The 25,027-nt window shown below is 70.2% G+C and carries 21 protein-coding genes and 1 tRNA gene; 17 read left to right on the forward strand and 5 right to left on the reverse strand.

Features of this window, described 5'->3' with window-relative positions; genetic code table 11:
* The first annotated feature begins 181 nt into the window (after nt 1–181).
* From ACFYY1_RS33400 to ACFYY1_RS33465, 14 genes are all read left to right on the forward strand, one after another.
* Nucleotides 182–3,910, forward strand: a complete 3,729-nt coding sequence (locus ACFYY1_RS33400; RefSeq protein WP_388592206.1) for a ThuA domain-containing protein — start codon at nt 182–184, stop codon at nt 3,908–3,910.
* Between the two features lie 152 nt (nt 3,911–4,062).
* Nucleotides 4,063–5,181: an inositol-3-phosphate synthase gene (locus ACFYY1_RS33405; RefSeq protein ID WP_388592208.1), complete on the forward strand. Its 1,119-nt coding sequence runs from the start codon at nt 4,063–4,065 to the stop codon at nt 5,179–5,181.
* Nucleotides 5,178–6,287, forward strand: coding sequence for an SCO3242 family prenyltransferase (locus ACFYY1_RS33410; RefSeq protein WP_388592209.1), 1,110 nt, complete (start codon nt 5,178–5,180; stop codon nt 6,285–6,287). The genes ACFYY1_RS33405 and ACFYY1_RS33410 overlap by 4 nt, the downstream gene beginning before the upstream one ends.
* Nucleotides 6,284–7,201 (forward strand): sugar phosphate isomerase/epimerase family protein, encoded by a 918-nt coding sequence (locus ACFYY1_RS33415; protein ID WP_388592211.1) that lies wholly within the window; start codon nt 6,284–6,286, stop codon nt 7,199–7,201. Before ACFYY1_RS33410 ends, ACFYY1_RS33415 begins: the two co-directional genes overlap by 4 nt.
* A 22-nt stretch (nt 7,202–7,223) precedes the next feature.
* The gene (locus tag ACFYY1_RS33420) at nt 7,224–7,886 is read left to right on the forward strand and encodes an EboA domain-containing protein (protein WP_388592213.1); all 663 of its coding nucleotides are present in this window, start codon (nt 7,224–7,226) and stop codon (nt 7,884–7,886) included.
* Nucleotides 7,886–8,734 (forward strand): TatD family hydrolase, encoded by an 849-nt coding sequence (locus ACFYY1_RS33425; RefSeq protein WP_388592215.1) that lies wholly within the window; start codon nt 7,886–7,888, stop codon nt 8,732–8,734. Before ACFYY1_RS33420 ends, ACFYY1_RS33425 begins: the two co-directional genes overlap by 1 nt.
* A gap of 4 nt (nt 8,735–8,738) precedes the next feature.
* Nucleotides 8,739–9,914, forward strand: a complete 1,176-nt coding sequence (gene eboE, locus ACFYY1_RS33430; RefSeq protein WP_388592270.1) for a metabolite traffic protein EboE — start codon at nt 8,739–8,741, stop codon at nt 9,912–9,914.
* Entirely contained in the window at nt 9,911–11,317 is a 1,407-nt protein-coding gene (locus ACFYY1_RS33435) for an alkaline phosphatase family protein (RefSeq protein WP_388592216.1), read from the forward strand. Before eboE ends, ACFYY1_RS33435 begins: the two co-directional genes overlap by 4 nt.
* Nucleotides 11,318–11,347: 30 nt before the next feature.
* Nucleotides 11,348–12,379 carry a sugar phosphate isomerase/epimerase family protein gene (locus tag ACFYY1_RS33440; RefSeq protein ID WP_388592218.1) on the forward strand — a complete coding sequence of 344 codons (1,032 nt, stop codon included), beginning with the start codon at nt 11,348–11,350 and terminating at the stop codon, nt 12,377–12,379.
* Nucleotides 12,380–12,504: 125 nt separating this feature from the next.
* Entirely contained in the window at nt 12,505–12,669 is a 165-nt protein-coding gene (locus tag ACFYY1_RS33445) for a hypothetical protein (protein ID WP_388592219.1), read from the forward strand.
* Nucleotides 12,640–12,727: transfer RNA gene (locus ACFYY1_RS33450), tRNA-Leu, on the forward strand. The genes ACFYY1_RS33445 and ACFYY1_RS33450 overlap by 30 nt, the downstream gene beginning before the upstream one ends.
* Before the next feature lie 217 nt (nt 12,728–12,944).
* Nucleotides 12,945–13,313 (forward strand): BlaI/MecI/CopY family transcriptional regulator, encoded by a 369-nt coding sequence (locus tag ACFYY1_RS33455; RefSeq protein ID WP_388592220.1) that lies wholly within the window; start codon nt 12,945–12,947, stop codon nt 13,311–13,313.
* Nucleotides 13,310–14,221 carry a M56 family metallopeptidase gene (locus tag ACFYY1_RS33460; RefSeq protein ID WP_388592222.1) on the forward strand — a complete coding sequence of 304 codons (912 nt, stop codon included), beginning with the start codon at nt 13,310–13,312 and terminating at the stop codon, nt 14,219–14,221. The genes ACFYY1_RS33455 and ACFYY1_RS33460 overlap by 4 nt, the downstream gene beginning before the upstream one ends.
* Nucleotides 14,222–14,553: 332 nt before the next feature.
* Nucleotides 14,554–15,213, forward strand: coding sequence for a methyltransferase domain-containing protein (locus ACFYY1_RS33465; RefSeq protein WP_388592224.1), 660 nt, complete (start codon nt 14,554–14,556; stop codon nt 15,211–15,213).
* Nucleotides 15,214–15,404: 191 nt separating this feature from the next.
* On the opposite strand, the gene ACFYY1_RS33470 is transcribed toward ACFYY1_RS33465, so the two are convergent.
* Nucleotides 15,405–16,265, reverse strand: a complete 861-nt coding sequence (locus ACFYY1_RS33470) for an AraC family transcriptional regulator (RefSeq protein WP_388592225.1) — start codon at nt 16,263–16,265, stop codon at nt 15,405–15,407.
* A gap of 162 nt (nt 16,266–16,427) precedes the next feature.
* Here ACFYY1_RS33470 and ACFYY1_RS33475 point away from each other — a divergent pair, with 162 nt between their 5' ends.
* The 3 genes from ACFYY1_RS33475 (at nt 16,428) to ACFYY1_RS33485 (ending at nt 20,209) form a co-directional block, all read left to right on the forward strand.
* Nucleotides 16,428–17,876 carry an MFS transporter gene (locus ACFYY1_RS33475; RefSeq protein WP_388592227.1) on the forward strand — a complete coding sequence of 483 codons (1,449 nt, stop codon included), beginning with the start codon at nt 16,428–16,430 and terminating at the stop codon, nt 17,874–17,876.
* 232 nt (nt 17,877–18,108) lie between these two features.
* On the forward strand, nt 18,109–18,540 hold the full coding sequence (locus ACFYY1_RS33480; RefSeq protein WP_388592228.1) for a hypothetical protein: 432 nt from the start codon (nt 18,109–18,111) through the stop codon (nt 18,538–18,540).
* A gap of 73 nt (nt 18,541–18,613) precedes the next feature.
* The gene (locus ACFYY1_RS33485) at nt 18,614–20,209 is read left to right on the forward strand and encodes a multicopper oxidase family protein (protein WP_388592230.1); all 1,596 of its coding nucleotides are present in this window, start codon (nt 18,614–18,616) and stop codon (nt 20,207–20,209) included.
* A gap of 76 nt (nt 20,210–20,285) precedes the next feature.
* Here the strand turns inward: ACFYY1_RS33485 and ACFYY1_RS33490 are convergent, their stop codons facing one another.
* The 4 genes from ACFYY1_RS33490 to ACFYY1_RS33505 form a co-directional block, all read right to left on the reverse strand.
* Nucleotides 20,286–21,560, reverse strand: a complete 1,275-nt coding sequence (locus ACFYY1_RS33490; protein WP_388592232.1) for an MFS transporter — start codon at nt 21,558–21,560, stop codon at nt 20,286–20,288.
* 81 nt (nt 21,561–21,641) lie between these two features.
* Complete coding sequence (locus ACFYY1_RS33495) at nt 21,642–22,172, reverse strand: carboxymuconolactone decarboxylase family protein (RefSeq protein WP_388592233.1); 531 nt, start codon at nt 22,170–22,172, stop codon at nt 21,642–21,644.
* A 108-nt stretch (nt 22,173–22,280) separates the two neighbouring features.
* Entirely contained in the window at nt 22,281–23,141 is an 861-nt protein-coding gene (locus tag ACFYY1_RS33500) for a hypothetical protein (RefSeq protein ID WP_388592235.1), read from the reverse strand.
* Nucleotides 23,142–24,238: 1,097 nt separating this feature from the next.
* The gene (locus ACFYY1_RS33505) at nt 24,239–24,937 is read right to left on the reverse strand and encodes a DUF1326 domain-containing protein (RefSeq protein ID WP_388592237.1); all 699 of its coding nucleotides are present in this window, start codon (nt 24,935–24,937) and stop codon (nt 24,239–24,241) included.
* Nucleotides 24,938–25,027 lie beyond the last annotated feature (90 nt).

Consider the following 25,027-nt stretch of genomic DNA (forward strand, 5'->3'; position numbering starts at 1 on the left):
CAAGGGCTTTCCGTCCCGGACGAACAGGTCTACGGTCCACAGCGTGCACGGAACAGCGTGTACATGACATGACTCGGGTCGCCGGTGTCCCGCACACCCCCAACGACCCGCGCGGCAGTCCCCGCGCAGAACGGCACGGCAGCACCCCGCCCGTACAACCGGCACACTCCGGAGGACACTCGTGCACCGAACCACCACCAGAAACAGGAGCAGAGCCCGGCTCCGCGTCCGCAAGTCCCTCGCCCTGTTCACCGGCGGCCTGCTCGCCGCCGCCACCCTGGCACTGGGCGCCACGCCCGGAGCAGCCGCGACAGGGCCGGCCTCGCCGGCCGCCGCCGACGCCGCGGCCGAGGAATTCCAGCAGGTCACCCTCGCCAAGGGAGTAGCGGAGACCGGCGAGCCCATGACGCTCGCGGTGCTCCCCGACCGCAGCGTCCTGCACACCGCGCGCGGCGGCGAGCTCTGGCTCACCGACAGCGGCGGCGACACCACGCTCGCCGGTGTCCTGCCCGTCTACTCCCACGACGAGGAGGGCCTCCAGGGCGTCGGCGTCGACCCCGACTTCAGCAGGAACCGGGCGATCTATCTCTACTACGCGCCCCCGCTGGACACCCCGTCGGGCGACGCCCCCGAGAACGGCACCGCCGCCGACTTCGCCAAGTTCGACGGAGTGAACCGGCTCTCGCGCTTCGTCCTCAAGGAGGACGGCACGCTCGACACCGCCAGCGAGAAGAAGGTCCTCGACATCCCGGCCTCGCGCGGCATCTGCTGCCACGTCGGGGGCGACATCGACTTCGACGCGCAGGGCAACCTGTACCTGTCGACCGGCGACGACACCAACCCGTTCGCCTCCGACGGCTACACCCCGATCGACGACCGGCCGGACCGCAACCCCGCGTTCGACGCCCGCCGCAGCGCCGGGAACACCAACGACCTGCGCGGCAAGATCCTCCGCATCAAGGTCGCCGACGACGGCACGTACACCGTCCCCGAAGGCAACCTCTTCGCCCAGGGCACCGACAGGACCCGGCCCGAGATCTACGCGATGGGCTTCCGCAACCCCTTCCGCTTCACCGTCGACAAGCCCACCGGCATCGTGTACGTCGGCGACTACGGGCCCGACGCCGGCGCGGCCGACCCCAAGCGCGGACCGGCCGGACAGGTCGAATTCGCCCGCGTCACCAAGGCCGGCAACTTCGGCTGGCCGTACTGCACCGGCAAGAACGACCCCTTCATCGACTACGACTTCGCGACCAAGACCTCCGGCGCGGCCTTCGACTGCGCCGCACCCAAGAACACCTCCCGGTACAACACCGGTCTGGTCGACCTGCCGCCGGCCCAGCCCGCCTGGATCCCGTACGACGGCGCGTCCGTGCCCGAGTTCGGCACCGGCTCGGAGTCCCCGATGGGCGGACCGGTCTACCACTACGACGCCGACCTCGACTCGCCGGTGAAGTTCCCCGAGGCCTACGACGGCAACTTCTTCGCCGGTGAGTTCGGACGGCGCTGGATCAAGCGCATCGACCAGGACACCGACGGCACGGTCAAGTCCATCAACGCCTTCCCGTGGTCGGGAACCCAGGTGATGGACATGACGTTCGGTCCCGACGGCGCGCTGTACGTACTCGACTACGGCACCGGCTACTTCGGCGGCGACCAGAACTCGGCGCTCTACCGCATCGAGAACGCCACCGGCGGACGCTCGCCGATCGCCGAGGCATCCGCCAACAAGACCTCCGGAACCGCTCCCCTCAAGGTCGCGTTCTCCTCGGCCGGTACCACCGACGCCGACGGCGACACGCTCAGCTACAGCTGGGACTTCGGCGACGGCGGCACATCGACCGCCGCCGACCCCACGTACACGTACAAGAAGAACGGCACCTACACCGCCACCGTCACCGCGACGGACCCCACCGGCCGCACCGGCTCGGCCAACGTCCACGTCACGGTCGGCAACACCGCTCCCAAGGTGAAGCTGGAACTCCCCGGTGACGGACAGCTGTTCTCCTTCGGCGACGAGATCCCGTTCAAGGTGACCGTCACCGATCCCGAGGACGGAACCATCGACTGCTCGAAGATCGAGGTCCGGTTCATCCTCGGCCACGACAGCCACGGCCACCCCATCACCTCGGCGCACGGCTGCACCGGCACCATCAAGACGGAGATGGACGGCGGACACGACCCCAACGCCAACATCTTCGGCGTCATCGACGCCTCGTACACCGACGGCGGCGGAGGCGGCCAGGCCCCCCTGTCCGGCCACGACCAGTCCGAACTCCAGCCCCGCCACCGGCAGGCCGAGCACTACAACGCCTCCCAGGGCGTCGCCCCGCAGAACAAGGCGACCGCCCACGGCGGCAAGACGGTCGGTGACATCCACAACAACGACTGGATCTCCTTCAAGCCGTACCTCCTCACCGGATCCACCAAGCTGACCGCGCGGATCTCCTCCGGCGGCGCCGGCGGCTTCCTCGAAGTCCGGACCGGCTCGCCGACCGGCAAGATCCTCGGCTCCGCACCCGTCCCGGTGACCGGTGCCTGGGACAATTTCCAGGACATCGACGTGGCGCTGCGTGGCGTCCCGACGACCTCCACCGAACTGTTCCTGGTCTTCAAGGGCGGTGCCGGAGCGCTCTACGACATCGACGACTTCGAGCTCTCCAACAGCGCCCCCGACAAGACCGCCAAGCGCGTGCTGGTCTTCTCGAAGACGGCCGGCTTCCGCCACGACGCGATTCCCGACGGCATCGCGGCGCTGAAGGAACTCGGCAAGGACAGCAACATCACCGTCGACGCCACCGAGACGGCCGGCCAGTTCACCACCAGCAACCTGGCCCGCTACGACGCCGTGGTCTTCCTCTCGACCACCGGGGACGTGCTCAACACCGACCAGCAGAAGGCCTTCGAGAACTACGTGGCCACCGGCGGCGGCTACATGGGCGTCCACGCCGCGGCGGACACCGAGTACGACTGGGACTTCTACGGCGGACTCGTCGGGGCGTACTTCTCCTCGCACCCCGCCATCCAGCCCGCCACCGTCCGCGTCGAGGACCACGGCCACCCGGCCACCGCGCACCTCGGCGACGAGTGGAACCGCACCGACGAGTGGTACAACTACCGCACCAATCCGCGTAGTCAGGCCAAGGTCCTCGCCACCCTGGACGAGACCACCTACACCGGCGGCACCATGAAGGGCGACCACCCCATCACCTGGTGCCAGACCTACCAGGGCGGCCGCTCCTTCTACACCGGCCTCGGCCACACCAAGGAGTCCTACGCCGAACCGGAGTTCCGCAAGCTGCTCCTCGGCGGCATGCGGTACGCGGCCGGCCAGGTCAAGGCCGACTGCAAGCCCGACACCGGCTACCGGTCGATCTTCAACGGCAAGACGCTCGAAGGCTGGAAGCAGGCGGGCCCCGGGAAGTTCGACGTCGTCGACGGTGAACTGCGCTCCGAGGGCGGCATGGGCCTGCTCACCTACCAGGCCAAGGAGCTCGGCTCGTACTCCCTCAAGCTCGACTGGAAGATGCAGGGCGACGACAACTCCGGTGTCTTCGTCGGCTTCCCGGAGTCCGACGACCCCTGGTCGGCCGTGAACAACGGTTACGAGGTCCAGATCGACGCCACCGACGCGGCCGACCGCACCACGGGCTCGATCTACACCTTCAAGGCGGCGGACGCCAAGGCCCGCGACCAGGTCCTTCGGCCGCCCGGCCAGTGGAACAGCTACGAGATCAGGGTCCAGGGCGAACGCCTCCAGGTCTTCCTCAACGGCGTGAAGATCAACGACTTCACCAACACCGATCCGGTACGGAGCCTGAAGAGCGGCTACGTGGGCATCCAGAACCACGGTGCCAATGACCATGTGTCGTTTCGCAACATCGAGCTGAAGGAACTGCCCTCGGCCTAGGGCAGCCACCCCGGCGACGGCGGGTGGGGCAGGACACCCCTCCCCGCGCGGAGGGACCCCCTCCCCGCCCGCCGTCAGCGCCCTTCCGTCGCACAGCGCCACCCGCTCCGCCCAGCCAGCACCCCCAGCACCCCCAGCCAGGGAGGCAGCCCGTGTCAGCACCCGCCGTACGTACCGGAGTCTGGTTCATCGGAGCACGCGGCTCCGTCGCCACCACCGCCACCGCGGGGTGCGCGGCGGTCGCGGCGGGGCTCCACCCGGCGGCAGGCATGGTCACCGAGACCCCGCCCTTCACCGACAGCGGGCTGCCCCCACTCACCTCACTCGTCTTCGGCGGACACGACACGACCGGCTGCCCCCTGCCCAAGCGCGCCGAGGCACTGGCCGCCGGGGGAGTGCTGCCGCACGGACTCCCGTCGGCGGTACGCGCCGAACTCGCCGCCGCGGACGCCGGGATCCGGCCCGGCGGACCACTGCCCGGCGACACCCGCGGCGACGAGGAACTCATCGACGCCTTCGCCGCCGACCTCACCGACTTCACCCGCCGCAACGACCTGGCCAGGACGGTCGTCATCAACGTGGCGTCCACCGAACCCCTCCCGGACCCCGGCGCACCACGGCTGCCCGCCAGCTCGCTCTACGCGGCCGCCGCGCTGCGGGCCGGCTGCCCCTACATCAACTTCACCCCCTCCACCGGGCTGCGCACCCCCGCCCTCCAGGACACCGTCGCGGACTGCGGACTTCCTCACGCGGGCCGCGACGGCAAGACCGGCCAGACGCTGCTCCGCTCCGTACTCGCCCCGATGTTCGTGCAACGCGCCCTGCCCGTACGGGCCTGGTCGGGCACCAACCTGCTGGGCGGCGGAGACGGAGCGGCGCTGGCCGACCCGGGCGCGGCGGCCGCCAAGAACGCGGGCAAGGAACGCGTCCTCGCCGACACTCTGGGCACCGCCCCCGAGGGCGAGGTCCACATCGACGACGTACCGGCCCTCGGCGACTGGAAGACCGCCTGGGACCACATCGCGTTCGACGGATTCCTCGGCGCGCGGATGGTGCTCCAGACCACCTGGCAGGGCTGCGACTCGGCACTGGCCGCGCCCCTGGTCCTGGACCTCGCCAGGCTGGTGGCCCGCGCCCACGAGCTCGGGCTGAGCGGCCCGCTGCCCCAGCTCGGCTTCTACTTCAAGGACCCGGACGGCGGCCCGGCCGCGCTCTTCGAGCAGTATCAGGCGCTGCTCGCCTTCGCCGGGACGCTGCGGGGGGAACGATGACGGCACGCGCCTGGGCGGAACTGCTTCGGGTGTCCGCGCTGTTCACCGTCCCCGGCGACGCGCTGGCCGGGGCGGCGGCGAGCGGTCGGCGCCCCGACCGCGGAACCGTGCTCGCCGTCGGCGCCTCGCTCTGCCTGTACGAGGCGGGCATGGCGCTCAACGACTGGGCCGACCGCGAGGAGGACGCCGTCGACCGCCCGCACCGGCCGATCCCCTCGGGCCGGATCGCGCCCGCTGCGGCTCTCGTGGCGGCGGGCGCGCTGACCGCCGCCGGGCTGGGGCTCGCCGCACGGGCCGGCCGCCCGGCCCTCGCGGTGGCCACCGGACTGGCGGCGACCGTGTGGGCGTACGACCTCCGGCTGAAGCACACCCCGGCCGGGCCCGCGGCGATGGCCGCCGCCCGTGGACTGGACCTGCTGCTCGGCGCCACCGCCACCGGCGGGGCCGGGCGGACGACGGGCGCGGTGGTGGTTCCGGGCACGGGGGCGGGTTCGGGGTCCGACCGCGGTTCGGCTCCGGTTGCGGGGTCCGGCCGTGGTCCGGCTCCGGTTCCGTGGGCCGCCCGCGGTTCGGCTCCGGCCGCGCGCGGATCCGCGCTCAGCGCGCTTCCGGCCGCCGGTCTGCTCGGTGCGCACACCTACGCCGTCACCGCCGTCTCCCGGCACGAGGCACACGGCGGATCGACCACCGCACCCCTGGCCGCACTCGCGGCCGTCGCCGCACTGGGCGCGGCGTCGCTGCACACGAGGCAGGAGCGGCGCGAAGACCCGGCGCCGGCCCCGCGCACGGGAGTCCACGGGCAGGACGCGCCGCCCCGACCGCATCCCTCGCACCGATCACCGGCACCCCCCGCCCGCACCGCGTCCGGCCTCGTGCGCACCGCACTCACCGGCTCCTACCTCCGGACCGCCGCGGTACCGCTCCTGCACGCCGCGCTCAACCCCTCCCCGCCACTCACCCAGCGCGCCGTCGGCGGCGGCATCCGGGCGGTGATCCCGCTCCAGGCCGCGCTCGCCGCCCGCACCGGAGCGGTCGGCACGGCGCTCGCCGTCATGGGACTCGTACCGATCGCCCGCACCCTCGCCCGGAAGGTGAGCCCGACATGACGATCCGCCTCGGCTACGGCACCAACGGGCTCACCGACCTCCGCCTGGACGACGCCCTCGGACTCCTCGCCGACCTCGGGTACGACGGGGTCGGCCTGACCCTCGACCACATGCACCTCGACCCCCTCGCCCCGGACCTCGCCGCCCGCACCCGCCACGTGGCGTCCCGGCTCCAGGAGCTGGGGCTCGGTGTCACTGTCGAGACCGGCGCCCGCTATGTCCTCGACCCACGCCGCAAGCACGGCCCCTCCCTCCTCGACCCGGACCCGGAGGCCCGCGCCGCCCGCACCCGGCTGCTCGTCCGGGCCGTCCGCGTCGCCGCCGACCTCGGCGCCCACGCCGTGCACTGCTTCAGCGGCATCACCCCACCGGACACCGCCCCCGACACCGCCTGGCGGCGGCTCACCGACTCCCTCGCCCCGGTCCTGGAAGCCGCCGACCGCTCCGGCATGCCACTGGCCGTCGAACCCGAGCCCGGACACCTCCTCGCCACGCTCGCCGACTTCCACCATCTGCGCGTCCTCAGCGGAGACCCGCCACCGCTCGGCCTCACCCTCGACATCGGCCACTGCCAGTGCCTGGAACCCGCCATGCCCGTCGACTGCATCCGCGAGGCAGCACCCTGGCTGCGCCACGTCCAGATCGAGGACATGCGCCGCGGAGTCCATGAACACCTCCCCTTCGGCGAGGGCGAGATCGATTTCCCGCCCGTGCTCGAAGCACTCGACACCCTCTCGGACACCGGCTACCAAGGCCTCACCGTCGTCGAACTGCCCCGCCACTCCCACGCCGGCCCCGAACTCGCCCGCAACTCGATCGACTTCCTCCGCAAACACAGCCCGTCGAGTCACAGTCCGTCGCGCCACAGTCCGTCGCGCCACAGCCCGTCGAAGCACAGCCCATCGAGCCGCTGAAACCGCCGAAGGGAGCGACGCCATGCCGATATCCCCGACGAACCCCACGCTGCTGAGCCGCAAGGAACTCGACGCACAGCTCGGCGGAGCCGCGCGCGCCTGGCTCGACGAGGCGCTCGCCGAGGCCGAACACGCGGCCTCCCACCAGGACACCGAGCAGCCCGGCAGCCCCTACGCCGTCCCACCGTGGGAACTGCGCTACGCCGCGGCCGGCCGGCACTGCGGACTCGAACACGCCGACTCCGTACGCGCCCTCCTGCTCATCGAGGCCCGTGCCACGCTGCCCGCTCTGACCAGGCTCTACGAACAGGGCACCGCCGCCGAACGACGCGCCGTCCTGCTCACCCTGCACCGGCTGGACCTCGGCCCCACCGCCCTTCCGCTCGTCCAGGACGCCCTGCGCACCAATGACACCCGGCTGATCGCCGCGGCCGTCGGCCCGTACGCCGCCACCCACCTCGACGCGCACAACTGGCGCCACGCCGTTCTCAAATGCCTCTTCACCGGGGTCGACGTCGAAGCCGTCGGCCAACTGGCCCGACGCGCCCGCGGTGACGCCGAACTCGCCCGCATGCTGGGCGACTTCGCCGCCGAACGCATCGCGGCGGGCCGCAGCGTCCCGGCCGGTCTCACCCGCGTCCTCGAACTCACCACCCCCGGTGCCGCCACCACGGAGGAGTCCTGATGCGCATCTTCGACCCGCACATCCACATGACCTCCCGCACCACGGACGACTACCAGGCGATGTACGACGCGGGGGTCCGCGCCCTCGTCGAACCCTCCTTCTGGCTCGGCCAGCCCCGCACCTCACCCGCCAGCTTCTTCGACTACTTCGACGCCCTGCTCGGCTGGGAACCCTTCCGCGCCGCCCAGTACGGCATCGCCCACCACTGCACACTCGCCCTCAACCCCAAGGAGGCGAACGACCCGCGCTGCGTCCCCGTCCTGGACGCCCTGCCCCGCTATCTCGTCAAGGACTCCGTCGTCGCCGTCGGCGAGATCGGCTACGACTCCATGACCCCGGCCGAGGACACCGCCCTGGCCGCCCAGCTCCAGCTCGCCGCCGACCACGGCCTGCCCGCCCTCGTGCACACCCCGCACCGGGACAAGCTCGCCGGGCTGCACCGCACCATCGACGTCATCCGCGAGTCCCGACTCCCCCCGGAGCGGGTGCTGCTCGACCACCTCAACGAGACGACCGTGAAGGACGCCAGGGACAGCGGCTGCTGGGCCGGTTTCTCCATCTATCCCGACACCAAGATGGACGAGGACCGCATGGTCGCGATCCTCAGGACCCACGGCACCGAGAAGATGCTGGTCAACTCGGCCGCCGACTGGGGCCGAAGCGATCCGCTCAAGACCCGCAAGGTGGGCGACGCGATGCTCGCCGCCGGGTTCGACGACGACGACGTCGACAAGGTGCTCTGGCGCAACCCCGTCGAGTTCTACGGGCAGAGCGGCCGGCTCCAGCTCGGCACCGCCACGCCACAACCGCTCCATGAAGGCAACTCCATCCTGCGCGGCGGGGAGTGAGGCGATGCGCTTCCGCCACCCCGACGGCTCCACCGTCCACCTCTCGTACTGCACCAACGTCCACCCCGCCGAGACGCTCGACGGCGTCCGCGCCCAACTCCGCAACCACTGCGAACCCGTCCGCAGACGCCTCGGCCGCGACCGGCTCGGCATCGGCCTCTGGCTCGCCAGGGACGCCGCCCGCACCCTGATCAACGACCCGGCCGAGCTGCGGTCCCTGCGCGCCGAACTGGACCGCCGCGGCCTGGAGGTCGTCACCCTCAACGGCTTCCCGTACGAGGGATTCGGCGCCGACGAGGTCAAGTACCGGGTGTACAAGCCGGACTGGACGGACCCGGAGCGGCTCGCCCACACCACCGACCTCGCCCGGCTCCTGGCCGGCCTGCTCCCCGACGACGCCACCGAAGGAACCGTCTCCACCCTCCCCATCGCCTGGCGCACCCCCTTCGCCTCCGACCCGGAAGCGGCCCGCACGGCACACACCGCGCTCACCACCCTCGGCGAACGCCTCGACGCACTCGCCGAACTCACCGGCAAATCCATCCGTATCGGCCTCGAACCCGAACCGGGCTGCACCGTCGAGACCACCGCCGACGCCATCGCCCCGCTCACCGCCGTCGGACACCCACGCATCGGCATCTGCATCGACACCTGCCACCTCGCCACCTCCTTCGAGGACCCCGACAACGCCGTCGACGCGCTCGGAGCGGCGGACATCCCGATCGCCAAGGCACAGCTCTCCGCCGCCCTGCACGCCGAACACCCCCACCTTCCCGAGGTACGCACCGCACTCGCCGCCTTCGCCGAACCCCGCTTCCTGCACCAGACCCGCACCCGCACCGCCGCCGGACTGCGCGGCACCGACGACCTCGACGAGGCCGTCACCGGCCGGGCCCTGCCGGACGGAGCCCCCTGGCGCGCCCACTTCCACGTCCCCCTGCACACACCACCCGCACCACCGCTCACCTCCACCCTTCCCGTACTCCGATCCGCACTGACCCGCCTGGTGGGCGGCGGACACCCCCTCACCAGGCACCTGGAGGTCGAGACGTACACCTGGCAGGCGCTCCCGGCCGCGCTGCGCCCCCGTACCCGCACCCAGCTCGCCGACGGCATCGCCGCCGAACTCACCCTCGCCCGCGACCTCCTGGTCGACCTCGGCCTCAAGGAGCTCCCATGACCACAGCCGAGCAGCCCGCCGGGACCGTCACCCCCACCCCTCTCCTCGTCATCGACGTCGTCGGCCTCACCCCGCAGCTCCTCGACCACATGCCGCACCTCAAGGCCCTGGGGCAGTCAGGCACCCGTGCTCCCCTCGGCACCGTCCTCCCCGCCGTCACCTGCGCCGCGCAGTCCACCTTCCTCACCGGCACCACCCCCGCCGAGCACGGCATCGTCGCCAACGGCTGGTACTTCCGCGAGCTCGGCGACGTCCTGCTCTGGCGCCAGCACAACGGACTGGTCGCGGGCGACAAGCTCTGGGACGCCGCCCGCCGTGCCCACCCCGGCTACACCGTCGCCAACATCTGCTGGTGGTACGCGATGGGCGCCGACACCGACATCACCGTCACCCCACGCCCCGTCTACTACGCCGACGGCCGCAAGGAACCCGACTGCTACACCCGGCCGCCCGCCCTGCACGACGAACTCACCGAGAAATTCGGCACATTCCCCCTCTTCCACTTCTGGGGCCCCGGCGCCGACCTCGTCTCCTCGCAGTGGATCATCGACGCGACCCGGCACATCCTCGACACCCGCCACCCCGACCTGGCCCTGTGCTACCTCCCGCACCTCGACTACGACCTCCAGCGCTACGGCCCCGACGACCCGCGCTCCTACCGGGCCGCGGCCGAACTCGACCGCGCCATGGCCCCCCTCCTGGACGACGCCCGCCGCGAGGGCCGCACCGTCGTCGCCCTCTCCGAATACGGCATCACCCGCGTGGACCGGCCCGTCGACATCAACCGGGCCCTGCGCCGTGCCGGCCTCCTGGAGGTCCACACCCAGGACGGCATGGAGTACCTGGACCCGATGGCCTCCCGCGCCTTCGCCGTCGCCGACCACCAGCTCGCCCACATCTACGTACGCCGCCCCGAGGACCTCGAAGCCACCCGCGAAGCCCTCCGGGACGTCCAGGGCATCGAGCAGCTCCTCGACGACGAGGGCAAGAAGGCACACGGCCTGGACCACCCGCGCTCGGGCGAACTGGTCGCCGTCGCGGAGCCGGATGCCTGGTTCACGTACTACTACTGGCTCGACGACGCCCGCGCGCCCGACTTCGCCCAGCTCGTCGAGATCCACCGCAAACCCGGCTACGACCCGGTCGAACTCTTCCTGGACCCCCAGGACCCGTACGTCAGGGTCAAGGCAGCAACGGCCGTCGCCCGCAAGAAGCTGGGCATGCGCTATCGCATGGCGGTGGTGCCGCTGGACCCGTCACCTATTCGCGGCAGCCACGGCCGCCTTCCGCAGAGCGACGAAGAAGGTCCGCTCATCCTGTGCTCCACCCCCCACGCGTTCACCGGCCCCGTCCGGGCCACCGAAGTGAAGTCCTTGCTTCTCCAGCTTGCCGGACTGCACTGACAACGTCCCGCCCCCAGAAGGAGTTCCCCCATGAGCCGCCGCACCCCCGTCGACGCCGAGCTCGCCCACAGGCTCAGCCGGCGCTCCATGCTCGGCGTGGCAGCCGGAGCCACCGCAGCCGCCCTCCTGGGCGCCGCCGCCCCGGCCGCCACCGCCCAGGGCATGCCCCAGGGCGACCCCCTGCTGCCGCCCGGCCGTCTCGGAATCCAGCTCTACACCCTGCGCGACAAGGTCTCGACCCTCGGCTTCGACAAGGTCTTCGCCGAACTGGAGGCGTACGGCTACGACGAGGTCGAGTACGCCGGCTACACCCAGGGCTCGGCCGGCGCCATCACCCTCGCCCAGCTCAAGCAGCTCACCCGCGACCACGGGCTCAAGGGCATCGGCAGCCACGTCGGCTACTACGACAACAACAACCCCAATGCATACACCTTCGCGCAGAACCTCACCAAGGTCCTCGACGACGCCCAGGCCCTCGGCCTCCAGCACGTCGGCACCGCCTCGGGCCCGTTCCGCTACGGATCGACGGTCGACGCCTGGAAGCGCGCCGCCGCCGACTTCAACGCCTACGGCGCCGCGGCCAGGGAGCGCGGCATGAAGTTCTACCAGCACAATCACGCAGAGGAGTTCTCCTTCGCCACCGACCGGCCCGACGTCCGCCTCTACGACGTACTGCTCGCCGAGACCGATCCCGATCTCGTCTTCCTGGAGATGGACATCTACTGGGCCTACGTCGGCCAGTTCCGCTTCGGCAAGCGGGCCGACGGCACCCCGGACACCTTCGACCCGCTGCACTACGTACTGAAGCAGCCCGACCGGTACCCGCTCTTCCACGTCAAGGACGGCGAGCACGACATCGCGGCCCGCGACGGCTACCGCATGGTGGACGTCGGGGACGGCGACATCGATTACAAGAAGTTCCTCTCCGCCGTCACCAGGACCCAGGGCGGCCGTCGTGACCACCACTGGCAGGTGGAGCACGACCAGCCGATCGTCGACTCCTTCACCACGGCCCGCCGCTCGGCCGCTCACCTCCACACCCTGCGCCGGAAGGGCTGCTAGGACCCGCGCGTACGACGGTCCTCCTCGCAAGGGGCGGGGAGGACCGTCGTCGTCCTTTCCCGATGCCGCGACCGCCGGGCGGTCTTGCACCATGCGTACGGGTGTGACTACGCATCGTGGGTGGAGTGGGCGAAATGGCCCGGGATCACGTCGACCGGATCCGCCGCACCGCACTGACCACCGGAAATGCAGGTGAGAGCCACCCTGAACCCCTGGTATTGTTTTCCATGTCGCTGCGGGAAACCGGGGCCGACCACCTGGTCCGGGTGGCGGAATGGCAGACGCGCTAGCTTGAGGTGCTAGTGCCCTTTATCGGGCGTGGGGGTTCAAGTCCCCCCTCGGACACCATGGTCAATCGACCAAGCGGAGCCGGTCAAAGCGACACCCTGTCGCTTTGACCGGCTCTGTTGTTGTGGCGGATAAGGTTCTGGCCCTCTGCGGGTTCGCAGAGGGCCAGGTGTTTTTGTCCGGTGCGTGTCTCCTTCTCGGTATCCGTACGGGGGGCCTGAGCCGGCGCCCGTCTACCATGGATCCGCGTACCGGGCGGCAGAAGGAAGTCAGAGCAATGCGGCGGCTGGGGGACCTTGAGGCGGAGATCATGGACCGCCTCTGGACGTGGAATCGTCCTGCGACTGTGCGCGAGGTCGTCGATGACATCAACAAGACCCGCCCTCTCGCCTACACCACCGTGATGACCGTCACCAACATCCTGTACTCCAAGGGCTGGCTGTCGCGTGCGAAGGAGGGGCGCGCCTGGCTGTACGCACCGGTCCGCAGCCGCGAGGCGTACGCTGCCGCGCTGATGGAGGACGGCCTCGGGGCCAGCAAGGACCGCTCGGCGGCGCTGGTGCATTTCGTCGAGGGCATGTCGGAGGACGAGGTGGCCGCCCTCCGCAGCGCGCTCCGCAGCGTAGGGCGACAGGCCGAGCCGTGATCTCGGCAGCCGCTCTGATCGGCTACACGGCAGCCGTCGGATTCGTCGCCCCGAGAGTGCTGCTGCGCAGCAGTTGGCCTCATCGCGCTCCTGCCCTGGCGGCAGTGGTGTGGCAGGCCCTGGCGGTCTCGTTCTCGGTCGCTGCCACGCTCACCGCTTACGCCCTCGCGCTGCCGACGGAGCATCTGCACGCCGGCCTGGTGGGCCTGCTGCACCTTTGCGGACTGGAGGCGAGTGCGGGTCGACCCGATCCCGGCACGGTGCACCGGCTCGCCATCGCTCTGCCGGCTGCCCTCGCGCTCGCCCTGGTCGCGAGCTTCTGCCGGCACGTCGTACGAGCATGCAGAGCCCGAGCACGGCATCGGCAAGCCGTGGACCTGGTGGGCCGCCACTCGGCCCGGCTGCGTGCCACAGTCCTGCCGTACGACGTTCCCGCCGCGTATTGCTTGCCCGGCCGCCGCCCACGGATCGTGATCAGCGACGCGGCGGTACACCGATTGACGCCCGAGCAGCTCGATGCCGTACTGCGGCACGAGCAGGCGCACATCGCGGGCCGTCACCACCTCGCGCTGGCCGCTGCCGAGGCGTTCCACTCCGTGTTCCGTCGGCTGCCGCTGGCTCGCCACGTCCGGGAGCAGACAGCGCTCCTGCTGGAGATGGCCGCGGACGATCGCGCACTGCGCAGCCACTCCCACGAGGTGCTCGTCACCGCGATGTACGAGATGGCTGCGGCGCAGACCCCGCAGGGAGCGATCTCAGCGGGCGGCCAATCCGTCCTGATCCGTGCGAAGCGGGTCCTGGGACCGCGCGAAGCTCCGCACCCCGTGCTGCGGTGGTCCGTCGCTGTCATGGCTGCGGCGGCTCCTGTGCTTCCGCTGCTGGTGGTCTGCCCACCCGGTCTCGACTGACCACAGTCACCCAGAGGGGTCCGGATCGGGAACGAACCATCGGCCGATGCCACCAGTGGTGCGTGGCCGAGCACTTCCGTACGGGGTACCGGCGCGTCCGAGGACCGGCTGCAAAGGGGGGCAGGGCACGGTCTTCGGGTACGAGAACGGGCGGATCAGGGTCAGCGGCGACGCCGTGAGACCTGGGCGTCCGCACTGCTCATCCGGCGCCACGGCCGCGTCGAGGAGAAACGAGCTCGCACGAAGCCGGCGAAGGACTGACTCAAGCAGCTTCGGCACCTTAATCTGCGGACAGTAGCTTGAGGTTGTCACCCACCGAGGGAAGCCGCGTCATGTCCACTGCTACCGCCAGACAGTCACGACTGCGGCACCCGCTCTTCGCGCGGATCTATCCGAAGATCAACGCCTACGCAGAAGCCCATGGCGCCGTGGAGCACCGCAAAGAGCTGCTCGCCGACACCAAGGGCTGTGTCGTCGAGGTCGGCGCCGGCACGGGGGCCAACTTCCCGCATTACTCGGCGCACGTGAGCAAGGTCATCGCGGTGGAACCCGAGCCACGACTGCGGGTACTCGCCACGCGGGCGGCGGCCGACTCATCCATTTCCGTGGAGGTCCGCGAGGGACGGGCGGAGAATCTGCCAGTGGCGGACGGGTCCGTCGACGGGGTGGTCTTCTCGCTCGTCCTGTGCAGCATCGCCGATGTCGAAGGGGCGCTGGCCGAGGCTGCTCGCGTACTGCGGCCCGGCGGCCGGCTGTACTTCTACGAGCACATCCGCTCCGCCGACCCCCGGTTCGCGAGGAAGCAACGCAGGATCAACATCGTTTGGCCGCTGCTCGGCGGAGGCTGCAACCTCGACCGGGACAGCGAACGGGCCATCATGGACGCCGGATTCACGATCGAGCGGGCACGGCACTTCGACTTCCTCGTCAACGGTCGCGCAATGCCCAGCTCACCATGCGTCATCGGCGTCGCCCGGAGGCCGGAAGGCTGAGGAATCGCCCTCGGCTCACGTTCCGGCCATCCCGTCCGAACGCGGAAGCATCCAGACGGCCCCCTGGCTGCAATGCGTTTGAGGCCACGCCGAGCGATCCGTCGCCTTCGAAAGCTCAAGAGCGGTGAAGTGCAGGTGGCTCGCATCGTCGTGAGCACGATGGGGCTCGTAGCGCAGCCGTCGTCGCGCCTTCACCGCATGGGGGAGGACGCCGGTTCGAGGCCGGTCGGCTCCATCCCACCTTCCGCCTGGTCGTCATCGGCGGGGCCCGTGGCAGGTGCGTCGAACGAAGCGTCGCCATTGAGATAGCGTCCCGGGGAAGTACCGACAGTTCGACGGAACGCCGCGAGGAAGGCGCTCGCTGTCGCGTATCCCACGGTGTGTGCGACCCGGGAAACGGGCTGGCCCTCGGCAAGCAGGGGAAGCGCGGCACGCAGCCGCACATGGGTGCGCCAGCGGTCGAAGTGCATGCCGGTGTCATGGACGAACAACCGCGTCAGAGTGCGTCGGCTCACCCCGATGGCTTGTGCGTGCGCCTCAAGGCTCCGTGAATCCGCGGGGTTGTCAAGCAGTGCGTCGGCCACAGCGCGCACGCGGTCGTCGGTGGGGTGCGGGACATCGATGGGGGTGGCCGGCAAGGGCCGCAGCAGATCCAGGACGACCGCCTCGCCCCGTAGCCGCTGATCATCGTGGAGGTTGTCGCGGCTGAGATAGGCGATGAGGTGGGCCAGCAGCCCGTCGACGCCGACCGGCGTGGGATCCGCCCAGTCCAGGGCGCATCTGTCCGGTTCGAGGTAGAGGCTGCACAGCGCCGCCTCGCGGGTCGCACCGGTTCGGTGGACCACCCCCGCCGGCAACCACAGCGCCCGTGTGGGTGGCAGGACCCAGTAGGCGTCGTCGACGGCGACGCCGAGCACACCGCGCCGAGCCCAGACCAACTGGTGCTGCGGGTGGCTGTGCGGGACGAACCACTGCCCATACGCCAACGGAAAGTTCCCGACGACGATTGCGCCCACCCCAGGCGGGACGGCTCCCACGACGGCCTTGGTCACGGCCACCAGCCTATGTCCTCAACGCGATACGACGTGGCCTGGTAGCGCATCGCGGTCAGCGCAGCCGGTGCATAGCGTCATTCGCATGCCGATCAATCACCCACCGCGCCACGGGCGCTACCGCAGTTCACAGGGGCCGTTCACGAGGACAGGACGCCCGGTATGACGCCGGTACCAACCACAGCCACTGCCAACGGCCTCGGGCGCCGCGGACCGGCGTTGGTGGTGCTGTGCTTCGTACAGTTCATGCTCGTCCTGGACGACAGCGTGGTGAGCGTGGCGCTCCCCACCATGCGGGAGGATCTCGGCTTCAGCACCGCGGGCCTGGCCTGGGTCGTCAACGCATACTTTCTCGCCTTCGGCGGGCTGTTGCTGCTGTTCGGCCGTATGGCCGACCTGCTGGGCCGCAGGCGCGTCTTCCTGACCGGCGTGGCGCTGTTCGGTGCGGCGAGCCTGGTCTGTGGGCTCGCGCAGGAGCCCTGGCAGCTCGTGACCGGACGGTTCGTCCAGGGCGCGGGCGCGGCCATGGCCAGCCCCGCCGCTCTGGCACTGATCACGCTGCTTTTCCCCGGTACCGAGGAGCGCGCCAAGGCGTTCGGCATCTGGGGCGGCATCGCGGGTCTGGGCGGCACGACGGGCCTGGTCGTCTCCGGCGCGCTGACCGGCCTGGCGTCCTGGCGCTGGATCTTCCTGATCAACCTGCCGGTGGCCCTTGCAGCCGTTCTGCTGCTCCCGCGCCTGGTCCCCGAGAGCCGCGCCGGGCGCGCAGGGCGCCTCGACGTACCGGGTGCGGTGCTCGGCACCGGTGCCCTGGTGTCCCTGGTCTACGGGCTGCTCCGGACCGGGGCATCGGACTGGGGCGACACCGCTGTTGTCGGGCCCCTGGCTCTGGCCGTGATTCTGACCGTTGCCTTCGTTGCGGCCGAGGCACGGACCGCCGAGCCGTTGGTGCCGTTGTCGTTCCTGTCCTTCCGCATACGCGCCGTCGCCAATGGGGCGACACTGCTGTTCTCCGCCGCCATGTACGCGATGGCCTTCCTGCTGATGGTGCACCTGCAGACCGTGCTGGGCTACCGCCCGCTCATGGCCGGCGTCGCCTACCTGCCCTATGGCGCCGGGATCCTTGCGGGCATGTGGCTTTCCTCCCGAGCCGTGCTCAGGCTCGGCGTGCGCCCTGCCCTCGTCATGTCCTTCCTGATCAGCGCGGTCGGACTACTCCTGCTGTCCGGCGTGGCACCGAGTGACGGCTATGCCTCCGGAGTGCTGCCCGGCATGCTCGTCACGAGCCTCGGATGCGGACTGAGTCTGCCCGCCCTGACCGTCGCCGCGCTCACGGACACCACAGAGGAGAACGCCGGACTCGGCTCGGCCGTCCTGAGCTCCGTTCAACAGGTCGGCGGCGCCGTGGGGGTGGCGGTGCTTGTCGCTCTGGCTTCGCGCCGAAGCAACACCCTGACCGCAACGGAAGGCTTCTCACTCGCGCTCACCGTCGCTGCCGCCCTCCTTGCACTCGGCGCTGCCCTCATAGGCACCCTGCTCGGGAAGAACCATCGTCCGGAGGATGCGCTCGACGCCGCAGAATCTCCAGCCGGCCACGCAGACCATCCGTAGCCACCCCTGCAGTCGACCCCCATCCGTACGTGCCCGCTCGCCGGGCAGCTGCCAGGCACCCGCCGGTTCACGAGGTCGCGTCACAGCGGCCGTCGAGCTGCAGACGGGCGTCCGTCCCGCGCGGGGGGCGGGTCCGAGGTGCAGCGTGCCCCGGCCCATGGTCGCCACAGGCATCACCGTCACCGCTCCTCCCGCTCACGCACCGCATACCCCCTCACCGTATGATGAGCGGGTGGAATCCGAGGTGACGAGGCGCCCGAGGGCCGCGACGTGGTGGGGCCGGTTCGTGCTCGCCGTCGCGCTGCTCGTCGGCATCGTGCTGATGCACGGCCTCGGCCACCTTGGCGAGCATGTGGATACCACTCACGTATCAGGCGGGCATGTGGCCGCCGCAATGGAGCATGTGGTGGCCGACGCCGGCCATGCCACGCACCCTGATCCCGCCCCCACGCACGGGGTCGGCTTCGCGGGCGTGTGCCTGGCGGTGCTCGGCGCCGGGGCCGGCATCGTGCTGGCGGTCCGTGGCGCGCTCGTACGACGAGGCCGACGCTGTGCGGCCGGCGGGCTGCCGACTGCCGTGCGGCTCGCCCATGCCCTCTGTGCGATCCCGCCTCCCGAGCCACCCAGGTCCCTGCTGACCCGCCTCTCGTTGTTGCGCATATAGGCGGACCGGCCGCTCCACATCGTGAGCGGAACGCCCTGTTCATGCAACGACCACCTCAAGGGGTTTCACAGTCATGTCCCGACCCACCCGTCGTACCGTCCTCGGCGCCGGCCTCGCCGCCGCCGGCACCGGTCTGCTGACCGCCTGCTCAGGTTCCATGAGCGACATGGACCACTCCTCCGCAGGGAGTGGGATGTCGTCGAGCGCCGACTACCTCGGCCCGGAAAGCAAGGAGATCGCCGCGACCGAAGCCCTCCGCAAGCCCGGCCCGGAACGGCGGTTCAAGCTGACCGCTGTCGAGACCCCGCTCGACCTCGGCGGAGGACGGATCGTCCGGTCGTGGGCGTACGGGGACGACCTCCCCGGCAAGGAAGTCAGGGTCACCGCCGGCGACACCTTGGCGCTCACCCTCGCGAACAACCTTCACGAGGCCACCTCCGTCCACTGGCACGGACTTGCCCTGCGCAACGACATGGACGGTGTCCCCGGTCTCACTCAGCGAGACATCAAGCCGGGCGGTTCCTTCGACTACCGCTTCGCGGTCTCCCACCCGGGCACCTACTGGTTCCATCCGCACTCAGGCGTTCAGCAGGACCGCGGGCTGTACGCCCCGCTGATCGTCGAAGACCCCAAGGAGCCGCTCAAGTACGACAAGGAGTGGGTGATCGTCCTCGACGACTGGGTCGACGGCGTCGACGGTTCCACTCCGGACGCCGTGCTCGCCGAGCTGAGCAAGGGCATGGGCGGCATGGACCACGGGGGATCGGGCGGCATGGAGGGCCACGACATGTCGAATATGTCGATGACCACCCGCAAGTCCCCCTCGCCGAAGCCCTCCGGTCCCTCCCGGATGCTCATGGGCGCAACGAGCGACCTGCTGGGCGGCGACGCCGGGGACGTCGGGTACCCGCACTATCTGATCAACGGCCGGACGCCGGACAAGCCGCAGACCTTCACGGCCCGGCCAGGCGACCGGATCAGGCTCCGGATCATCAACGCCGGCGGCGACACCGCCTTCCGTATAGCCCTCGGCGGACACAAGCTCACCGTCACGCACACCGACGGCTTCCCCGTCGAACAGACGCAGGCCGACGCACTCCTGCTGGGTATGGGCGAACGCATCGACGCCGTCGTGACCGTCGGGGACGGCGCCTTCCCGCTCACCGCGCTCGCCGAGGGCAAACGCCGCTCCGCCCACGCCGTCCTGCGCACCGGGGGCGGCGCTGCGCCCACCGCCTCCGTACGCCCGAAGGAGCTCGCAGGGAAGGTCGTCCATGGCGGTCAGCTGAAGGCAGCCGAGCCCGTACGGCTTGAGCCCGGGCGCCCGGACCGGACGATCGAGTTCGAACTCACCGGCTCGATGATGAAGTACGACTGGGCCATCAACGGCAAGAAGTACGACCCCGCCCAGCGCTATGCGGTTCGCTCCGGCGAGCGCGTACGACTGTCGTTCGTGAACAACACGACGATGTGGCACCCCATGCACCTGCACGGCCACACGTACGCGCTCGCCGACGGCGGCGCACGGAAGGACACCTCGATCGTGCTGCCGGGGAAGCGGCTCGACGTCGACTTCGACGCCGACAACCCCGGGCTGTGGATGATCCACTGCCACAACGTCTACCACGCCGAGTCGGGGATGATGACGGTCCTCGGCTACCTCAAGTAGACCGGGACACCTCCGGAGAACGGCCTGGCCCGGGTTCCTGGCCAGGCCGTTCGGTCAGAGCCCTGTACGCGGCGCTTCACGCGGCCTTGGCCAGGGTGGACCGGTCCTCGCTGGGTGCGTGCCGGGCGGGTGTCGCGGGTGCGGTCGTCACTCCTCGTCCGTCGTGGCGCGGCCACAGGAGGAGAGCACCCGTCGCTCCCGCTCCGGCGAGGACCGCGAGGACGGACCAGGCGAGGGTGAAGCCGGCGCTCGTGCCGAGCCATCCCGCGATGGGGTAGGTGATCAGCCAGGCCAGGTGGGACAGGGAGAACTGGGCCGCGAATGCCTCGGGGATCGCGTTCCGGCCGACGGAGGCGCGCAGGACCTTGCCCGTCGGGGTGATGATCAGTGCCATGCCGATGCCGATCACGGTCCAGATGATCGCCGTACCGGTCCATGAGGCGAGGCCGGCCGCGATGAGCGTCACCGCGGCGGTCGTGCCGCCGACCAGGACTCCGGCGCCGGTCATCATGACGGTGCGGGCAGCGATCCGGTCGAGGACGCGGGGCAGGACGAGGGCGGCCAGGAGGGTTCCGGTGCCGGAGGCGGCGAGCATCCAGGCGACATCCGACTGGGAGCCGCCGAGCACGTCACGGATGTAATTGACGGTGTTGACGACGACGATCGAGCCGGCGGCCGCGACCGTGAGGTTCAGCGCCATGATGCCGCGCAGTCGCGGCGTCCGCAGGAAGGTTCTGATACCTGCTGCCGCCTTGTCCCACGCCTTGGTGTGGGTGCTGGGGCGGGCGTCGGGGATGCGCGTCGACAGGACGAGCAACGCGGAGACGAGGAATCCGGCGGACGTTCCCAGGAACAGCCGGTCAAAAGTCATGAACGTCAGGGCGACGGCGGCCAGCACGGGGCTGAGCAGGCTCTCCATGGTGGAGGCGACCTGGGAGGCGGACAGCGCACGCGTGTAGTCGGACTCGTCGGTGACGATGTCGGGGATGACGGCCTGGAACGTCGGGGTGAACGCCGCGGAGGCGGACTGGAGCAGACCGATCAGGACGTAGATGTGCCAGACCTCGGTGACCAGTGGCAGTGCCAGGACCACCGCGCCGCGGATCACGTCGAGGAGGGCCAGGAGAGTTCTTCGGGGGAGCCGGTCGACGTACGCGGCGGCCAGCGGGGCTATGACGACGTACAGGACCATCTTGATGGTCAGGGCGGTGCCGAGGACCATGCCGGCGTGCGGGCCGGCGAGGTCGTAGGCGAGCAGCCCGAGGGCCACGGTGGTCAGCCCGGTACCGAACAGGGCGATGACCTGGGCGCCGAACAGGTGGCGGTAGTCGCGGATGGCGAAGAGACGCATGGCGGGTTCCTTCCGTGTCCATGCGGCGGGGCACGGTCCCGGGGTGGGGACCGTGCCCCGCGAGTACAGGCGGGGGTGTCTTTACGCACCGGTGTCGCCCCCCGGTGTGAGGCCGGCGAGCAGGTTGAAGGCGCCGGTGAGGATGTTGAGAGCGACGACGCCGACAACATCGGCTATCGCGCGGTCGCTGTAGCCGTGCTCACGCAATGCGGTGACCTGCTCGTCGGTGATCGATGTCGGCTCGCGATAGATCTGGAGGGCGAGAGCGATGATCGCCGCGATCGCGGGATCGACCGAGGTGCCTGCGTGGGCACGCTCGATCTCTTCCTCGTCCACTCCCAGGGCGCGGGCGGCACCGACATGCGCGTCGAGACACAGTCCGCAGCCCTGTAGCGCCTGGACGGCGATCGAGATCCGTTCGCTGATCCTTCGGTCGAGTTTGGCTCGTCCCATGGCCCGGCTGAGCTGGAGGTAGCCGCCCAGTACGGCCGGCGAGTGCGCCATCGTGGAGACCATGTCACCGACTTGGCCATGGCGGGAGACCAGGTCGGCGAGGAGGTCGCGCGAGGCGCCGACCGCCGTGTCGGGCGTAAGTCGGGTCAGGCGTGGCATGACGCTCCTTCCGGTGTGATGGATGCGCTGGAACGGTGGGGCGCGGCGGGGCGAGCGCCCCTCGGCCGTGCCGGATGCCGCAGCAGCTGATCAGTGGCGTACATGCGGTCAGTGGTGCGCGTGGTGGCCGTGGTGGTGGCTCCCGTGCTCGGGGGCGGCCAGGGGTGCGGTGTCCGAGCGGTGGGTGGTCGCGGCGGTCCGTACCGTGAACTCCGCTGTCCGGACGACATCGTTGTGCTGGAAGTCCAGGTACAGGCGGTAGGTGCCGGCCGAAGGCGCGACGGCCATGAAGGCGATCTCGGGTCCCGGTGCGGTGGTGCCGTCACCGGGGTCGCCCTCCGGGTGGACGTGGAGGTAGCCCAGGTCGCCGACCCGCAGGGCCACCAGGTGACCGTACGCGGCCAGGTAGGGCTGCAGGTCGGTGACCGGGCGGTTGTTCCGGCTGACGGTGAGGGTCAGTTCGCTCGTCTCGCCGGGCAGGAGTTCGCCGTCGAGCACGACGGTGTACTCGCCGATCTGCGCGATCCCCGTGGCCTCGGGAAGCGGCCGCGGGTCGTACGGTCCGGCGACCGCGACGTCGATCCCCAGCGTCATGGTCCCGTCGTGGCCGACCGGGTGGATGTCCGTGAAGAACCTCCAGTCCCCCGGTTCCAGGGCCAGTTCGACGCTCCAGGTGCCCTTCTCGTCCATCACGGGGTGCACGTGCTGGAACCCGGCCGTGTCGCGCCGGACGGCGATGAAGTGCAGTTCCTTCTCGTGTTCCGGTATGAACTCGGTCACTGCCTGCCCGTCCGGGCCGATCAGCCGGAAGCTGACCGGCTGCACGCCGGCGGTGAGGATCGTCGAGTCGAGTTCGAGGGTGTACCCGTTCTCGGAGACCGACAGCCCTCCGGGCCGGGCTCCGCCATGGCCGCCGTGACCGCCGTGGTGGCTGTGGTCGGTCTGGTCGTGGCCGGAGTGATTCCTCATGACGTCTCCATGGGTGTGATGCGCCTTCTGGCGTCGTCCGTTCAGGACAACGATCACAACCATATACCCCCTGGGGGTATTCCGGGAGTCTCGACGGTTGGAATCTTGCGAGAGGGATTGCCGAAGTGGATCCACCGGGTGGAGTCACCCGCCTGTCGGCACCATGGCGCTGATACGGCATGACTGCCCCGGCGGTGGCTGCCTCGGCCGGACGGTGCGAACGGGTCAGTGCATCTGCCGACGTGCGGCAGGGGATCTGGCACCGCCTGCGCGCACGAGGGCACACGCGTCCGTGCAGGACGGGCGAGGGCTGTTCTGCTGTGCGAGATGGGAAGCCAGGGCCTGCAGTGCGGCGGTGGCTGTCATCCTGACGAGGGGATGGCTGGCTACCCGGTATACCGTGCTGGTCCATGACGGTGTGACCATGGAGGACCTCCTGGTGGGTCACTGGCCGGATTTTCTGGTGGTAGCGGGCGCTGGGTGGCCCGCCGGACCTGGGAATCAGGGTCCGGCGGGCCACCCGGCTGCAGTGTTCTGGATCCACACCACGGCCGGTTCAAACCGAACAGCCGCAGGCGGCTCGGCCTCGCTCCGACGGTCGCGATGCCCGCGGAACAGGGCGGACTTGATGGTGCCGGCGTCTTGCGGGCCGTACGGATGGGTCGGCGGCGGCGTGCACGTCGCCGCGGACGGGTGAGGTCGCCGACCTCGATTGCGCCGTCGATGCCGGCGCCCATGGCAAGGCCGAGGCCGGGCTGGGCGAGTGCGGCGGCGTCGAGGACACCGTTGCCGGCTGCGGCGAGCGAACGGCCTTCGCCCTACGACCTCTCCGTGATTCGGTCCACGGGGGTGCTTGGCGACGTGCTCACCGAGGTCTCTCCTTCTCGCGGGGTGTTCGGCTGCCGCAGCCCGATTCACGTGCTCGGTCCGGGAGTTCGCGTCGTGCTGTATGTGCGCCACGGTACGGGCGCACCGCGCCGTGAATGCGCCGACGCCCTGAACGCGGGGCCGGAGTGTTGTCGGTGTGGCCGATCGTCCCGGTTCCGCCGATCAACCGCTGGAGGCCCTTGATCGGCCTTCCCGCCCCTGTCTCGCGGTCAGGGGCGCCAGTCGAACGGGAAGTGCTTGCTGGATCCCCCGCGATATTCATGGGAGAAGTCGAACCCTTCCGCGCGGTCGCTCTCGACGACGCCCCAGGTGGCGATCTGGCCGGGGCCGACCTCGGCGCCCGGGGCATTGACCAGTTGGACGCGACGGGAGGGGTCGGCAGTGGGACCGGTGAGGGCGGTCGCGCCGACGGAGACCTTGTCTTCGACACGTGCCCGCCAGTACGAGAGATCCTCGGCGGCGTCGAAGTGGACCGGAGCGTACCGTACCTCGCGCAGTTCGCTGATGAGCGAGCCGAACTGGCCCGGCCAGCCGCCGACATGGCCGGCGAAGATCTGCTCCAGCGCGTCACGCTGGGCCTGGTCACCCTTGGAGTCGATGTAGAGCATCACCTTCATCGTGGCGTCCGGGTCGCCGACCCACATGTTCCCGGCGAACTCTCCCAGTGCCACCACGCCCAGGCCGTCCAGGCGCACGTCCCCGAAGTGCCCTTCGTGAACCTGCCAGACGAGCGTGAAGAGGCAGTCCCCGTGGGTCGGTGTCTGGGCGAACGTGCAGGGGCAGGGCAGTGCGCAGCTGCACACGTCGAACCACTCGCCCCGTAAGTGCCAGTCGGGCAGCGTGCTGTCATTCGTGCCCGCTCGGACGACGGCGGGGGCGCTTTGTGATGTGGCGGAAGTGGTGCACATGGTGGCCTCCCAGATCGCTTATACCCCTAGGGGGTATAGATAAAGGGAAGGGTAAGGCTCGACACGCTCGCACGTCAACTACCCCCTAGG

The sequence above is a fragment of the Streptomyces sp. NPDC001890 genome, assembly GCF_042891445.1.
In the GTDB taxonomy this organism is placed as follows: Bacteria; Actinomycetota; Actinomycetes; order Streptomycetales; family Streptomycetaceae; genus Streptomyces.